At 64.3% G+C, this 15,221-nt stretch carries 9 protein-coding genes and 2 pseudogenes; 1 reads left to right on the top strand and 10 read right to left on the bottom strand.

Annotated features, from left to right (window positions below):
* The 5 genes from tssE to tssA are packed head-to-tail and all read right to left on the bottom strand — an operon-like array spanning position 1 to position 4,471.
* Positions 1-756, bottom strand: coding sequence for a type VI secretion system baseplate subunit TssE (gene tssE, locus AC0V8S_RS32375; RefSeq protein ID WP_183465171.1), 756 nt, complete (start codon positions 754-756; stop codon positions 1-3).
* A complete protein-coding gene (locus AC0V8S_RS32370) occupies positions 743-1,192 on the bottom strand; it encodes an Hcp family type VI secretion system effector (RefSeq protein WP_416361774.1) in 450 nt (149 codons plus the stop codon). Before AC0V8S_RS32370 ends, tssE begins: the two co-directional genes overlap by 14 nt.
* A 54-nt stretch (positions 1,193-1,246) precedes the next feature.
* Positions 1,247-2,749 carry a type VI secretion system contractile sheath large subunit gene (tssC, locus tag AC0V8S_RS32365; protein WP_183456807.1) on the bottom strand — a complete coding sequence of 501 codons (1,503 nt, stop codon included), beginning with the start codon at positions 2,747-2,749 and terminating at the stop codon, positions 1,247-1,249.
* Positions 2,750-2,752: 3 nt separating this feature from the next.
* Positions 2,753-3,292, bottom strand: a complete 540-nt coding sequence (gene tssB / locus AC0V8S_RS32360; RefSeq protein ID WP_095199080.1) for a type VI secretion system contractile sheath small subunit — start codon at positions 3,290-3,292, stop codon at positions 2,753-2,755.
* A gap of 6 nt (positions 3,293-3,298) precedes the next feature.
* Positions 3,299-4,471, bottom strand: a complete 1,173-nt coding sequence (gene tssA, locus AC0V8S_RS32355) for a type VI secretion system protein TssA (RefSeq protein ID WP_475435599.1) — start codon at positions 4,469-4,471, stop codon at positions 3,299-3,301.
* A gap of 336 nt (positions 4,472-4,807) precedes the next feature.
* On the opposite strand from tssA, the pseudogene tssH reads away from it, so the two are divergent.
* Positions 4,808-7,652: pseudogene (gene tssH, locus AC0V8S_RS32350) on the top strand (type VI secretion system ATPase TssH).
* 141 nt (positions 7,653-7,793) lie between these two features.
* On the opposite strand, the pseudogene AC0V8S_RS32345 reads toward tssH, so the two are convergent.
* The 5 genes and pseudogenes from AC0V8S_RS32345 to AC0V8S_RS32325 form a co-directional block, all read right to left on the bottom strand.
* Positions 7,794-8,605: pseudogene (locus AC0V8S_RS32345) on the bottom strand (NAD-dependent epimerase/dehydratase family protein).
* A 3-nt stretch (positions 8,606-8,608) separates the two neighbouring features.
* Positions 8,609-9,811: a pyridoxal phosphate-dependent aminotransferase gene (locus tag AC0V8S_RS32340; protein WP_475435597.1), complete on the bottom strand. Its 1,203-nt coding sequence runs from the start codon at positions 9,809-9,811 to the stop codon at positions 8,609-8,611.
* The gene (locus AC0V8S_RS32335) at positions 9,808-11,427 is read right to left on the bottom strand and encodes a hydantoinase B/oxoprolinase family protein (RefSeq protein ID WP_475435595.1); all 1,620 of its coding nucleotides are present in this window, start codon (positions 11,425-11,427) and stop codon (positions 9,808-9,810) included. Before AC0V8S_RS32335 ends, AC0V8S_RS32340 begins: the two co-directional genes overlap by 4 nt.
* On the bottom strand, positions 11,424-13,520 hold the full coding sequence (locus AC0V8S_RS32330) for a hydantoinase/oxoprolinase family protein (RefSeq protein WP_475435593.1): 2,097 nt from the start codon (positions 13,518-13,520) through the stop codon (positions 11,424-11,426). Before AC0V8S_RS32330 ends, AC0V8S_RS32335 begins: the two co-directional genes overlap by 4 nt.
* Positions 13,517-15,187: a thiamine pyrophosphate-dependent enzyme gene (locus tag AC0V8S_RS32325; protein ID WP_475435591.1), complete on the bottom strand. Its 1,671-nt coding sequence runs from the start codon at positions 15,185-15,187 to the stop codon at positions 13,517-13,519. Before AC0V8S_RS32325 ends, AC0V8S_RS32330 begins: the two co-directional genes overlap by 4 nt.
* Positions 15,188-15,221 lie beyond the last annotated feature (34 nt).

Here is a 15,221-nt window from a genome sequence, read left to right as displayed (position 1 = left end):
TCAGGCGTCCCTAATTTCGGTCCGCGCCAAGCCGTTGTCGAGATTGATCGTCGTGCGCAGGCGCATGCGTTCCGGTGTGGGCGTCATGATCAGCACGGCATCGATCTCGATCTTCAGCCCCACGGTCTTGTCGCCCAGGGTGACGGTAACCTTCGTCGCGCTTTCCTGCAGGCGCGGCTCGAAAGTGGCGAGCACCGAGCGGATTTCGCGCGCCAGCACGTCGCGGTCAAAGTCGCGCGATGACCGCCCCGAGAAGGAAGGCACGCCGTAATTGACCACGCTTCGACGCACCTCGGGAAAATCGGCGAGCGATGGTGGATTGTCCGCCATTTGCTCATTTTCCAGGTCGGACAGCAGCGGCGTGGCCTCGAAGCGCTCGGTGTTGAACAGCGCCTCGATGTCGCGCCGCACCGCTTCCCTGAGCACGCGGGCCGATACCACCACGCCGCGACTTTCGATCTCGACGCGGTGCTGGGTCTGAAAGGCCAGGCGATGCAGACGCCGTTTCTGATCGGGCGTCAGCTCCGCATCGGCATCGATGGTCCGTGCACTGCCGGCAACGAGGCTGTCGAGACGGTCCGCGCCAAGCTCGTCCAACAGGACATGGCGCAGCCCGTCTATCTCCGAGGTCAGGCCCGGCAGGTCGTTGACGAGGCGATCCCACAGCGACGGCTGGACCGCCTCGCTTTTCGCCCGCAGGCTGCCCGCGATCTGTTGCTTGCCCGCGCCGGGCCGCCGAACCTCACTTGCCGACATAGACATCCATTTCGGCTTCATCATTGCCGTCATAGACGAACTTGATCTTCTTGTAGGCGAAGCTGACTTCTTCCTGGATCAGGTCTTCCTCATCCTCGGCCTGCGACATGTCGTATTCCATGATCGAGGCGTCGGTGAGCGTGACGACCAGATAATCCTTGGTCTCGCCATCGATGGTCCGTCGGGCCGAGAACACCACTTCATCCAGCGCCTTGTTCTCGAACAGTGCCTTTTTCAGATAGGGCGAGGATTTGTCGTAGTGCTTGATGAACTTGATCATGCCCATCGACACGCGCCCACGGCGTGAGAGCGAATTCGGGTCATAGGGTGCGACCATCTTGTAGTCGACGCCATGGATTTCGATTTCGTCGGAGTGGCCGTCGCGGGTGCTTGGGCCCTTGATATCGGGAACCTTCAGAAAACCATCGATCTTCATTGGCATTGTCTCTCTCCACCGCTTTCAAACGAAACAAGGTCAGGTTGCTGCAAATCAGGTCTTCACGGACGGCAGTTCCGATACCAGCCGCAGCGAGGCGTTGATGCCTTCCAACTGGTAATGCGGGCGCAGATAGAAGCGGGCGTTGTAGTAGCCCGGCCGCCCTTCGACGCTGTCCACCTGGACCTCGGCCGCGGCAAGCGGGCGCTTGGCGCGCGCCTTGTCGTCGGCGAAGGCCGGGTTGGCCAGCACGTAGCGGTTGATCCACTCGGTCAGCCAGATCTGCATGTCGGAGCGCTCCTTGAACGAACCGACCTTGTCGCGCGCGATCGCCTTGAGATAGTGCGCGAAGCGCGAAACCGGGAAGAGATAAGGCAGGTTGGCGCTCAGCCTTTCGTTCGACTGCGCATCGGGGTCGACCAGCCGGCCCGCCCGCGTCTCGTCGTCCTGCAGCGAATGAGCGCCGATGAAGGCCGCCAGATCGGTGTTTTTCCGGTGCAGGATCGGCATCAGGCCGAGCTTGGCCAGTTCGGCCTCGCGCCGGTCGTCGATGGCGACCTCGGTCGGGCATTTCATCGCGATCGAGCCATCGTCGGTCGGGAAGCTGTGCACCGGCAAATTGAGCACCGTGCCGCCATTCTCGACGCCGCGGATCTGCGTGCCCCAGCCGAAAAGCTTGTGGCTGCGGTTGATGTTGACGCCCATCGGGAAGGCGGCGTTCATCCAGACATATTTGTTGTGATCGCCGTGCACCTCTTCCTCGAAGGTGAAGCCCTTTACCGGAACGGTATCGGTGCCATAGGGCAGCCTGGCCAGGACGCGGGGCATGGTCAGGCCGATATAGCGGGCGTCCTCGCTCTCGCGCAGCGACTGCCACGAGGCATAGGCCGGGTTGGAGACGATCTGCTGCAGGTCTTGCGGGTTGGGCAATTCCTGCCAGCTGTCCATGCGGAACAGGCGGGGCGAGGCGGCTGCGATAAACGGCGTGTGCGCCGAGGCGCAGATGCCGGAGATGTTGCGCAGCAGGCCGACATCGCGCGGGTGGTTGGAGAATTCATAGGCGCCGATCACGCAGCCGATCGGTTCGCCGCCCAGCATCGAATACTCGTCCGTATAGACTTTCTTGAAGATCGGACTCTGGTCCCACATCTGGCCTTCATAGTCTTCGAGCGTGTCGGCCAGCTGCTCCTTGGAGATGTTCATCACCCGGATCTTCAGCTTCTGATCCGTCTCGGTGTTGTTGACCAGATACCAGAGGCCGCGCCATGTGCCTTCCATCTCGCGCACTTCCGGTGCGTGCAGGATCTCGTTGACCTGTGCCGTCAGCATCTTGTCGATGCCTGCGATCAGCGACTTGATCGACTTGATCGCATTGGACGAGATGGTCGTGGTCTCGGAACGCGATTGCGCCGCGAGCGCAAGATTGCGCACGAGTTGCTGCAGCTTCTCGCTGTCGTCCTTCTTGACCTTGAAATCCTTCTCCAGGAGCCCGCTGAATTCTCCAAGGTCGATGGCTTCGGCCTCGGCGACGGCGGCAGTCTTTTGCTGTTCGGCCATGGTTTACTCCCCTGCCTTGTCGTCGTCGGCGAGCGCCTGGTTGGCGATCTTGCCAAGCAACGGCTCGTTGTTCAGAAGCTGCGCGATGCGCTTTTCGGCGTCGACGCGACCATCCATGAAGCCGAGCAGTTCCTCGAGCTGGCGACGCATCTTGAGGATCTCGGCCAGTTGCGGCACCTGCTCGGCAATCTTGTCCGGGGCGAAATCGCCCATCTTGGTGAAGGTGAGATCAAGCGCCAGTTCCTCGTCGCGCTCCTGGCCTTCGGCCTGCGGCAGCGTGTTCTTCACCCGGGCTTTAACGCGCGGCCCGAGCGCCTCCATGAATTTGGGGAAGCGGTTGGCGTCGGTCTCGACAAAGGCCCGGTCCAGCACCGATTTTGACGCTTCCCTGGTCTGCGAAGCGCCGGAAAGGTCGGCCATCACGGCCATGACGAACGGCAATTCGATCGTCGTCGGGCTACCGTAGGTTTCCACATCGTAGGCGATCTGCACCCGCGGCGCGCGATTTCGTTCTATGACCTTCGCTTTGCTTTCGGCTGGCATGTGCTGTTACCTTTCATCCTTCTGAGCCGTCTTCTTGACATCGGGAACGCCGGCAAGGAGCCGGAATTCCTTCAGCCCCGACGGGGCGAGATCTTCCATCAGTTCAACGAAATCCATGTGCACCATGCGGCGAACGCGCCGCGCCAGATGCGGGATCGGGCTCGACGGTTCGGTGCGGTCATAGAAGGCGACGACCAGGTCGAGGCATTTCACCACGTCGTCGCGCGAGGAGATCCGGTCGGGAAGCCCGGTGCTGGTCTCCGTGTAGCTTGCCGTACTTGCCATAGTATCGGCTCCATGACCGTTTCGAGCAGACGTTGCCGGTTCTGCCGGGGTGGGCGTCTTGGCCGCGCCATTCGCCACGGCGCCGGCTGCCGCGTTCCGTTCGAGGGTCGTCAGCAAACGCTGCAGAAACCGTTTTAATTCCGGAACAGGAGCGCCGCCGCCCTCGAGGCGCGCGTTGAGGGCGGTTTCGACCGCATCAAGGGCAGCGATCGCTGCCCGGGCGTCGGCGACGAGCGCGACCATCTCCGCACCGGCCTGATCCGCCTGCGCCGCGCATCCGGCACGCACCCGGTTCAACAATTGCCCGTGCGCGCTGACCAGTGCGGCCTTTTCCGCCGTGTTCAAGCCAGAGGCGGCTTCCTGGAGCATGACACGGTCGTCGAGCGCGCTCTGCTCCAGGTCGCGTCCGCTGATCGGCCCGATCGAGCGTGGCGCAAAGAAAATCATCTGCCTCAGGTTCGCCAACAACCCGTCCTGACCATTCTGCAGGTCGAGCAGCGCGTTGATGCGGCGCAAGGCAGCATCGCGCGGCGCAGCGTTGGACCGCAGCGCCGGATGCATGGTTTCCCAATGCTGGTCGAAGGTCTGCGCAATGAGGGTCAGCCCCTGCGCCAGCCCGGCCAGTCCTTCTTCATTGGCCAGCGCGCGGGTGACGATGACGAGCAGGCGCAGGTCGCGGCCATGCGCGCGCAATTCCGCCGCCTTAGCCAGCACGGCGGACCAGTCGACCGGAATGGTGCTTTGCGACGTGGGCTTGTTGTTGCCGTCGTGGACGACCTTGATCTCCGGCTCCGTCAGGCGCTCCAGCTCATGAAAAGCCGGGTCGTTGCGCAAATCCTCCCCTGACGGATTTCCACCGTCGAGCGGACTAAGCCAGAGTGCGACATCAAGCACACAAACCCCCAGCGACCGGCCTCAAACCGTAAGTGACGCGACGTTATCACACGGTTGCACTTTACCACAATTCAACGACTGCTCAAAAATTAACAGAAGCTAAATGCGATCGCTCTCGAGGGCCGAAATCCGTGGTATGATTGCCAAAGCTGCATGCGAACCGCATTGCGGAGAGGCATTCAATTCCGTGGCTGTTTCCAGCCTGTAATGCGGGACTTTCCACAAATGGAAAGGAGCCGGCTAAACCGGGCATCCCGACATCGGTCCATCACGCGCTTTGTCAAGTGACGCCTTATGTGGCACGTTATCGGCTGGCAGATCGCAGGAGCACGTTCGATGGAACAGCGCCGGTCATCGCAGACTTTCAAACGCAAGGAACTGGTCGGCAAGCTCAATCCTGTGGGTGTCCGCGCCTTCAAGGCTGCCGCCGACGCTGCCAAACTGCGCGGCAATCCTTACGTCGAACTCGTCCATTTCATCGAGCAACTGGTGCTTTCCGACCGCACGGATGTGCAAATGATCATCGCCGATGCCGGCGTGGATGCGAGCCGGCTCACGGCCGACATGACCCGCGCCGTCGACAAATTGCCTTATGGCGCGACATCGATCGAGGAATTCTCCGACCACATCTTTCATGCCATCCAGGAAGCCTGGAACCTGGCGACGCTCGAGTTCGGCGTCGAGGAAGTCCGCAGCGCGCATATTCTGCTTGCTTGCCTGAAGACGCCGGTGCTGGAAGGCCTGTTGTCGAAGATCAGCGGTGAGTTTGACAAGATCGACGCCGACGCCGTCATCTCGCGGTTCGCCGATGTCACGGAAGGCTCGCTCGAAGCCGGCGTCGCTCCGGCGACGCCCGCCACAGAAACGCCGATGAAACGAGGGCCGGGCGGGGATTCGGCGCTGGCCAAATACGCCACCGACCTGACCCAGCGCGCCCGCGACGGCAAGATCGACCCCGTCGTCGGCCGTGATCCGGAGATCCGGCAGATCGTCGATATCCTGATGCGACGCCGGCAAAACAACCCGATCCTGACCGGTGAGGCCGGGGTCGGCAAGACCGCGGTCGTCGAGGGCTTTGCCTTGCGTATCGCCCAAGGCGACGTGCCGCCGACGCTGCAAGGCGTCAGCGTGCGCATGCTCGATGTCGGATTGATGCAGGCGGGCGCCAGCGTGAAGGGCGAATTCGAAAAACGGCTGAAGGCCGTCATCGATGAGGTCCAATCGTCCGAAACGCCGGTCATTCTGTTCATCGACGAAGCCCATACGCTGATCGGCGCCGGCGGCGCGGCAGGCACCGGCGACGCGGCCAATCTCTTGAAACCGGCGCTGGCGCGGGGCGAACTTCGCACCATCGCGGCAACGACCTGGGCCGAATACAAGCAGCACATCGAGAAGGACCCGGCGCTGACCCGCCGTTTCCAGGTGGTCAAGATCGATGAGCCGTCGGAGGCGGTGGCCGTTCTGATGTTGCGTGGCGTCGCCGGCGTGCTGGAGAAGCATCATGAGGTGCAGATACTCGATGAGGCCATCGAGGCGGCTGTCGGCCTGTCGCATCGCTACATCCCGGCACGGCAATTGCCGGACAAGGCGGTGAGCCTTCTCGACACCGCTTGCGCTCGCGTTGCCATATCGCAGCACGCCACGCCGGCCGAGGTCGAGGACATCCTGCGCCGCCGCCAGGCGCTGGAGGTCGAGCGCGGCATCATCGGCCGCGAGGCCGCGATCGGCATCGAGGTGACCGAGCGGCAGGCCCGCGTCGAGACCGGGCTTGCCGAAAGCGAGGTCACTCTGGCGGCAGCGCAGCAGCGCTGGGATCGGGAAAAGGCGCTGGTCGCCGAGATCCTCGAATTGCGCGCCAGGCTGCGCGGCGAGGGCGTGCCGCTCGATGCGGCGGCGACCGCCGAGGCCGATACCGAAAACCGCGGCGGCGGACGCGGAAAAGACCAAGGTGCCCCAAACTGAGCCGTCCAAGACTGAACCGCTCAAGACCGAGCCGCCCAAGGCTGAAACGGCGAAGGCGGAAACGACGAAGACCAAGGCGGCCAAAGCCAAGGCCGAGGCGCCGGCGGTTGCCGATCCTGCGCCGTCAGATCCGGTGGCCGACCTTGCCCGGTTGCGTGAGCTGATGGCCGAACTGGCCGAGGCGCAGGGCGAGACACCGCTGATCCTGCCGTCCGTCGATCGCAATGCCGTGGCGGCTGTCGTCCAGGACTGGACCGGCATCCCGACGGGACGGATGCTGTCCAGCCAGACCGAAAAGGCGCTCAAGCTCGCCACCACGCTTTCGGAGCGGGTCGTCGGCCAGGATCACGCCATGGAGATGATCGCCAAACGCGTGCAGACCAGCCGCGCCGGGCTCGGCGCGCCGGAAAAGCCGGTCGGCGTGTTCCTGCTCTGCGGCCCCTCGGGCGTCGGCAAGACCGAAACCGCGCTGGCGCTGGCCGAAACGCTCTATGGCGGCGAGCAGAACCTGATCTCGATCAACATGTCCGAGTTCCAGGAGGCACACACCGTCTCGACGCTGAAGGGCGCACCGCCCGGCTATGTCGGCTACGGCAAGGGCGGCATCCTGACCGAGGCCGTGCGCAGAAAACCCTATTCGGTCATCCTCCTCGACGAGGTCGAGAAGGCGCATCCCGACGTGCACGAAATCTTCTTCCAGGTCTTCGACAAAGGCATGATGGACGACAGCGAGGGCCGCCGGATCGATTTCAAGAACACGCTGATCCTGCTCACCTCGAATGTCGGCTCGGAGGTCATCATGGACCGCACCAAAAATGGTACATTGCGGGCCGGGCTCGACGATCTCGATACCGCCTTGCGCAGCCCATTGCTGAAGGTCTTCCCTGCGGCCTTCCTCGGCCGGGTGGTGACCATTCCTTATTACCCGCTCTCGGATTCCATGATCGAGGCCATCACCCGTCACCAGTTCGCCAAGATCGCGCGCCGGCTGCGGGCGACCAACGATGCGGAACTGGTGATCGGCGACGGTGTCATGGATCTGGTCAAGGCCCGCTGCACCGAGATCGAATCCGGCGGACGCATGATCGATGCCATCCTGACCAACACGCTCTTGCCGGAATTGAGCCGCGGCGTGCTCAACCGGTCGCTTGCGGGCGAAAAGATGACAAAGGTCACCGTCGGCGCCTCCAAGGAAGGTTTCACCTATTCCTTCGAGTAGGTTCAGGTGAATGGGGATGAAGCATGCTTCGGTGCTGCGGCTCCCTTGTCAGAGGCGAGGCAAGGTCACCGCGGCACGGAGGAGATGACGGACAGATCGGCGGCATGTCGGAGAAATACCGGACGGCGCATCATCCTGCCGTCACGCCGGCTTGTCATCCGGGTGGCCAAGTTCGCAGAACCAGCCGCCGAGATATTTTACCGACGGCCGTTTCGGATCGGGAATGGGGGTCTTGGCTTCGACCGCGGCGCGGAACGGTTCGGCGCTGTCCTGTGGGACGAAACCCAGATGGTTGGCGCCGCTGTTGTCGACCATCTTCAGTCTGTTGTCGGATATGCCGAAGGAGATGGTGTGGCCGACGCGCGGCGCGGTCAGCGATGCCTCGACCAGCCGCACGCAGTCGGCGAAGGAGAGGTATGACCACAGCATGCGGCGGTCCGCCGGTTCGGGGAAGACGAGAAGATGCGCAGGCACACCGTCTCGATGCCGAACTTGTCCCAGTAGAGCCGGCTGAGGCTCTCGACGAAATTCTTCGACACGCCGTAGAGGCTGTCGGGCCGCACTGGCGCGTCGACGCCGATATGCGCCTCGACCTCGTGATAGCCGATGGCATGCACCGAGGAGGCGTAGATCACGCGCTTCACGCCGTGTTTCCGGGCGCCTTCGTAGATATGGTAGGAGCCGCGTATGCTGGAATCGAGGATCGTCTGCCATTCGCATTCGAGCGGTGCGCCGCCGAAATGCACGATGGCGTCGCAATCCTTGGTCGCAGCGATCGTGGCTTCCATGTCGGCGAGGTCGAAGACAGCTTCCTCCTCGTGCGGCGCGAGATCGCCGAACGGTTCACGCCCCGCCAGCCGGATCGTCTTCGCCAGCGGCACCAGCCCCTTGCGCAGTTCCGAGCCGAGGCGGCCTGCAGCACCGGTGATCAGGATACGGTCATAATGCGGCATCATCTACTCCACTTGCGCGACGGCGGCGTTGATCCGCGCGATCGCCTCGGTCAGCACCTCTTCGCTGGTCGCGGTCGAGATACGAAAATAGGGCGAAAGTCCATAGGCGGCACCCGGCACCGACGCCACGCGGCCTTCGGTGAGAAGATAGTTTGCCACCGCCGCATCGTTGTCCAGCACGACACCCCCGGGCGTCTTGCGGCCGATCAGGCTGGCGCAGCCGATATAGGCGTAGAAGGCGCCGTCCGGCGGTGACAGCGTCAGGCCGTTGATCTTCCTGATCCCATCGACGACAAGATCACGGCGCGCCTCGAAGGCTTGCCGGAAGCGCGCCACCTCGTCCTGCGGGCCGTTGAGCGCGGCCACCGTCGCTGCCTGCGCGATCGAGCAGACGGAGGTGCAGGACTGGCTCTGGATCGTCGACATCGCCTTCACCAGCGGCGCCGGTCCGGCCGCGTAGCCGACACGCCAGCCGGTCATCGCATAGGACTTCGAGACGCCGTTGACGATCAGTGTGCGGTCCCTGAGTTCCGGGCAGGCCTTACCAAAGGAAACGAATTCGCGCCCGTCGAAGAGGATATGCTCGTAGATCTCATCGGAGAGGATGAGCACTTGCGGGTGCTTCGAGAGAACCGCGCCGAGCGCCTTGAGATCGGCCTCGGAGTAAACTGCGCCAGACGGGTTGCCCGGCATATTGAGGAAAAGCCACTTCGTCCTCGGCGTGATGGCCTTCTCCAGCACGTCTGGTGTCAAGCGGAAGCCCGATGTCTCCGGGCATTCGACGGTGACAGGCGTACCGCCGAGCAGCTTCACCATTTCCGGATAGGAGACGAAGTAGGGCGCCGGCAGGATCGCCTCGTCGCCGCTCTCCAGCGTTGCCATCAGCGCATTGAAGATGATCTGCTTGGCGCCGTTGGCCACCAAGATGTCATCGGCCGTGTAATCCAGCCCGTTCTCGCGGCGGAACTTGCCGGCGATGGCTTCGCGCACCTCGGCCGTGCCGGCAGCACCCGTGTAGAGCGTCTGTCCGGCCTTGGCAGCGACATGGGCGGCATCGATGATGTGGCTGGGCGTCGGGAAATCCGGTTCGCCCAGGCCGAGATCGATCACGTCGACGCCCTTGGCGCGCAGGGCCTTGGCGGCCTGCGAGGCCGCCATGGAAGCCGAAGGCTTCACCGCCGACAGGCGCGAGGCAATGTAGCTCATTTGCCGTTCTCCGAAATGTATTGCTTGGAGCGGTCGTTCGCCCGCGCCTCGGTGCTGCGTTTGGCCGGATCGCCATAGCCGCCGCCGCCCGGCAATTCCAGGATCAGCCGCCGGCCGGCCGGAACGTGCTGCCAGCCCTTGGGCCGCATCTGCGTGCCGTCGTCCAGTCTGACCACGCCGGCCACTCCAGGCTCGCCGCCATTGCGTCCGTGGGCAGGGTGATTGACGCGGTCGAACATCGCCGAGAAGTCGAACTCATGGCCCTCGATCGCCTCGATCTCGATCACCTGTCCGAGGCCGCCACGGAATTCGCCGTCGCCGCCGGAGTCCGGCCGCAGCTCCTTGCGCCAGATGACGATCGGCCCGGTGTGCTCCGTCGCCTCGATCGGCATCGTGTGGACGCCGGACGGGAAAGCCGTCGCCGACAGGCCATCGAGGCCAGGGCGCGCGCCCATGCCGCCGGAGTTGAACATCAGCACTTCGGCACGGCGGCCCTGGCCGCCCGTGACCGGCCGCACCGAGATGTGGATGTTCCACAGCGCGCCGGCGCCTTCGGCGAGGATCTTGCCCGGCAAGGCCTGGGAGATCGCGCCCAGCACCAGGTCTGGGACCATGTGGCCGAAAATGTGCCTGAGCGCCACAGGTGCTGGCCGCACCGCGTTCAGGATGTTGACCGGCGACGTCACCGTGAAGAAGGCGAGCGAGGCGGCGTTGTTGGGAATGTCGGGCGCCACCACGCATTTCAGCGCGTAGCAGGCATAGGCCTTGCTGTAGATGATCGGGCAATTGATGCCCCATCGGCTCATCGGGTCGGTGCCGGTGAAATCGACCTCGACATGGTCGTCGCGGACCGACACTTTTGCCGCCAGCTTGACCGGCGCGTCGTAGCCGTCGGTGACGAGTTCGTTCGACCAGCTGCCCTTCGGCAGCGCCTTGATGCGTTCGAGCATGGCGTCTCGTGTGCGCGAGAAGATGAAGTCGCCGAGCCCGTCGAGCGAGGAGAGCCCGATCTCCTTCATCATGTCGACAAGACGGCGATGACCGACCTCGTTGCAGGCGGCGAGTGAATAGAAATCGCCGACCACCTGGTTCGGCTCGCGGACATTGGCGCGCAGGATGCGGACGAGGTCGAGGTTGACCTTGCCCTTCTCGGCGAACTTCATGATCGGGATCTGGATGCCTTCCTCGTAGACCGACTTGGCGTCGGCGCCGAAGCCGCGCCCGCCGACATCGACGACATGCGCGGTGCAGGCGAAGAAGGCCACCAGCTCGCCGTTCAGGAAGGACGGCGACACCATGGTGATGTCGTGCAGATGGCCCGTGCCCAACCAAGGATCGTTGGTGACATAGGTGTCACCCTCGAACATGGCCTCGCGCGGGATCTCGTTCATGAAATGCAGCACCGCCTCGGCCATGGTGTTGACGTGGCCGGGCGTGCCGGTCACCGCTTGCGCCAGCATCTGGCCGCGTGGGTCGAACACGCCCGCCGAGAGGTCGCCGGACTCGCGCACCGAGGTCGAGAAGGCGGTGCGCAGCAAGGTCAGTGCCTGCTCCTCGACCACCGAGATCAACCGGTTCCACATCACCTGCATGCGGATGTCGCCGATGTCGCTCATGACTGGCTGCCTTTGCGGATCAGAAGGATGGCGCCGTCGCTCTGGATGACGGCGTCGAAGCTGGTGGTGACGACGGTGGATGTCTCGCGTTCGACGATGACCACGGGACCGGCGACGCGGTCGCCGGCGCACAGCGCCTCGCGTTCGACGATGCCATAGGTCTGCGGCTCGCCACTTGCCGGATCGAACACCGCGCGGGTCGTGGCCGGCTGGCTGGTTCGGGTGCCGGCCGTCAGTTCGTGCCTGGCAACATCGGGCCTTATATCCGTCGCCTTGACCGACCAGGTGACGATCTCGACCTCCAACCCGTCGAGCCCTTCTATGGCGCGGCCGAAGAAGCGCTGGTAGTTCGCCTCGAACAGCTCCTTGAGCCCGGTGATGGCATCGTCGCCGAACGGCTTGTCCGGCAGCAGCACCGGGATTTCCCAGCCCTGGCCGGCATAACGCATGAAGGCGGTGATCTCGCAGGCGATGCTGCCGCTGGCGCCGCTGCGCACGAAGCTTTCGGCTGATGCTCTGAGGTCGCCGAGCAAGGCGTTGACCTCGGCCGGCTTGAACCGCGACAGGCGGGTCAGCTTCGACGCCAGCGCCTCGTAACCGAATGGCGCCTTGAGGAAGCCGATCGCCGACCCGACGCCGGCGCCCTTGGGGACGATGCAGCGTTCGATGCCGAGTTTTTCGCACAGCCTTGCCGCGTGAAGCGGGGCAGCGCCGCCAAAGGCGATCATCAGATTGTCGGAGATGTTCTTGCCGTTCTCGACCGCGTGGACGCGGGCGGCATTGGCCATGTTCTCGTCCACCACCTCGCAGATGCCGAAGGCCGTCGACATGGCATCGAGCGACAGGCGCTCGCCGACATCGCGCAGGATGGCCTGTTCCGACGCCGCCGTGTCGAGCCGGATCGCGCCGCCGGCAAAATTGTCGGGATCGAGCTTGCCGAGCACGAGGTCAGCGTCGGTGATCGCCGGGCGCGTGCCGCCGCGGCCGTAGCAGGCAGGCCCCGGCTCCGAGCCTGCACTTTCCGGCCCGGTCTGGATGCGACCCATGGCGTCGACCCAGGCGATCGAGCCGCCGCCCGCGCCGATCTCGATCATCTCGATGACCGGAATAGAGATCGGCATGCCCGAGCCCTTGCAGAAGCGGTAGGTGCGCGCCACCTCGAAGGTTCTGGCCGTGCGCGGCGCAAAGTCCTCGATCAGGCAGATCTTCGCGGTGGTGCCGCCCATGTCGTAGGAGACGACCTTTTCCAGGCCGAAGCGCCTGGCGATATCGGCGGCGAAGATGGCGCCGCCGGCCGGGCCGGATTCGACCAGGCGCACTGGGAATTCCGAGGCAGTTTCCACCGAAATCAGGCCACCGCCCGAATGGATCATGAAGACCGGGCACTCGGCGCCCATCTCCTTCAGTCGCGTCTGGAAACGGGCGAGATAGTCGGCCATTTGCGGCCGCACATAGGCGTTGGCGCAGACCGTGTTGAAGCGTTCGAATTCGCGCATCTGCGGCGACACTTCGGCGCTGATCGAAATCGGGATGCTGAGCTTGCGGGACAGAATTTCGCGCGCGCGGCGTTCATGCGCCGGATTTGTGTAGGCGTGGATGAAGCCGATCGCCACCGAACCGAAGCCGCCGGCCGCGATCCGTCCGGCAATCTCCTCCAGCGCGGCTTCATCGAGCGGCTGCAGTTCCTGCCCTTCGGCGCCGATCCGGCCCTTCACCGTGAAGCGATGCTCGCGCGGGATGAGCGGCGTCGGCAGCTGCAGGTTCAGATCATATTGTTCGAAGCGGTTTTCGGTCCGCATCTCGATCACGTCGCGGAAGCCTTCGGTGGTGACCAGCGCGGTCTTGGCGCCACGGCGTTCGATCAGGGCGTTGGTGGCGAGCGTCGTGCCGTGGATGATGATGCCGATCTCGGCAGGCGAAATGCCGGCATCGCGCGTGACGACGGCGATGCCGTCGAGGATCGCCTGCTCTGGCGCCGCATAGTTGGTCAGCACCTTGGTCGAGAACAGCGTTCCCCGGAGATCGAGGGCGATGTCTGTGAACGTGCCGCCTATGTCAGCGCCAAGACGGATGTCGTCGGTTCGGGAGGTCATGCCTTGGCCTTCTGCGAAGCGAGCGCGGCTTCGCGCATCTGGGAGAGGGTCTGCCGGGGCGTCAGCGCTTCGGGCGAGATGGCGATGTCGAGGACGGCGCCGGTCGTCGAGCTGAGTGCCCGCCCGAAGGCCGCGGCGAAATCCGCGGTGGATTCGACCCGCTCGGCATGGAAGCCATAGGCCTTCGCCAGCGCCACGAAGTCCGGGTTTTCGAGCGAGGTTCCGGAGACGCGGGCCGGGTAGTGGCGCTCCTGATGCGCACGGATGGTGCCGTAAATGCCGTTGTTGATGATCAGCACGATCGGCTGCGCGCCCGCCTGCATGGCGGTGCCGAGTTCCTGGCAGTTCATCTGGAAATCGCCGTCGCCGGCAAAGCAGACGACGGTGCGCTCCGGGAATGCGACCTTGGCAGCAACCGCCGCCGGCAGGCCGTAGCCCATCGCGCCCGACTGCGGCGCAAGCAGCCGCGCCTGCGGCCCGAACTTGAAGAACTTGTTCGGCCACACGGTGAAATTGCCGGCGCCGTTGGTGAGGATGACGTCGGCGGGCAAGGTCTCGCGCAGCCAGGCGCTCGCCGCCACCATATCGACCGGGCCTGGCTGGACGGGTGCCGCGAATGTCCCTTCATAGGCCTTGCGCGCCGCCGCGCGCCACTCTGCCCAGGCGCCCTTCACCGGCGTCAGCGCCCTGGCGAAGGCGTTCGGGCCGGCATGGATGCCGATGACAGGCACATAGATCTTGCCGATCTCGCGGTCGGAGCCATGGACATGGATCAGCTTCTGGCGCGGCTGCGGCACCGAGAGCAGCGTATAGCCGTCCGTGGTCATCTCGCCGAAGCGCACATTGATGGCCAGGATCACGTCGGCGTCGCTGATCAGCTTCTTCACATGCGCCACCATGCCGACGCCTGCCTCGCCGACGAAGGCCGGCGAATGGTTGTCGAACTGATCCTGATAGCGGAACGCGGCCACCACCGGAATGTCGGAAGCCTCAGCGAAAGCCTGCAGCGCCGCGCGTCCATCCTCCGTCCAGTTGGCGCCGCCCATGAGCAGAACCGGCTTCTCGGCCGTGGCCAGCAACTTGAGCGCCAAGGCCATCGCGTCCGCGCTCGGCGCCGGCTCGAAAATCGCCGCCGGCCCGCTGAGCGGGGCGGCTTCGGTCAGGGTCGTCAGCATGTCTTCCGGCAGCGCGACCACCACGGGGCCAGGCCGTCCGGTCAAGGCGGTGGTCCAGGCCCGCGCGACGATCTCGGGCAGCCGCGACACGTCGTCGATCTCGACCGCCCATTTGGCGACAGTGCCGTAGACAGCCCGGTAGTCGATCTCCTGAAAAGCCTCACGGCCCTTCATGTCGGTGCCGACCTGGCCGACGAACAGGATCATCGGCGAGCTGTCCTGCATGGCCGTGTGGACGCCGATGCTGGCATTGGTGACGCCCGGGCCACGCGTCACGAAGCAGATGCCGGGCGATCCCGTCAGCTTGCCATAGGCCGAAGCCATGAACGCCGCGCCGCCCTCATTGCGGCAGAGCACATAGTCCAGCCTGCCCTGCGTGTCATGCAGCGCATCGAGAACGGCCAGGTAGCTTTCGCCGGGCACACCGAAGCTCTTGGTCGCGCCGAGAGCGATCAGGCATTCGACAAGAAGGTGGCCGCCATTGCGGATCATGTTTTCGACATCCTCGATCTGGCGGCAAGCGGAC

This window comes from Mesorhizobium oxytropidicola (assembly GCF_056174625.1).
Note: the sequence above shows the minus strand (reverse complement) of the source record. Positions and strands in the feature narration are given on the sequence as shown.

What these genes read in the sequence shown, in the direction of transcription:
- AC0V8S_RS32370 (WP_416361774.1), bottom strand. Translation starts at nt 1,192, where the DNA reads ATGAAGATCGATGGTTTTCTGAAGGTTCCCGATATCAAGGGCCCAAGC.
- tssE (WP_183465171.1), bottom strand. Translation starts at nt 756, where the DNA reads ATGTCGGCAAGTGAGGTTCGGCGGCCCGGCGCGGGCAAGCAACAGATC.
- tssC (WP_183456807.1), bottom strand. Translation starts at nt 2,749, where the DNA reads ATGGCCGAACAGCAAAAGACTGCCGCCGTCGCCGAGGCCGAAGCCATC.
- AC0V8S_RS32335 (WP_475435595.1), bottom strand. Translation starts at nt 11,427, where the DNA reads ATGAGCGACATCGGCGACATCCGCATGCAGGTGATGTGGAACCGGTTG.
- AC0V8S_RS32340 (WP_475435597.1), bottom strand. Translation starts at nt 9,811, where the DNA reads ATGAGCTACATTGCCTCGCGCCTGTCGGCGGTGAAGCCTTCGGCTTCC.
- AC0V8S_RS32325 (WP_475435591.1), bottom strand. Translation starts at nt 15,187, where the DNA reads ATGATCCGCAATGGCGGCCACCTTCTTGTCGAATGCCTGATCGCTCTC.
- AC0V8S_RS32330 (WP_475435593.1), bottom strand. Translation starts at nt 13,520, where the DNA reads ATGACCTCCCGAACCGACGACATCCGTCTTGGCGCTGACATAGGCGGC.
- tssB (WP_095199080.1), bottom strand. Translation starts at nt 3,292, where the DNA reads ATGCCAGCCGAAAGCAAAGCGAAGGTCATAGAACGAAATCGCGCGCCG.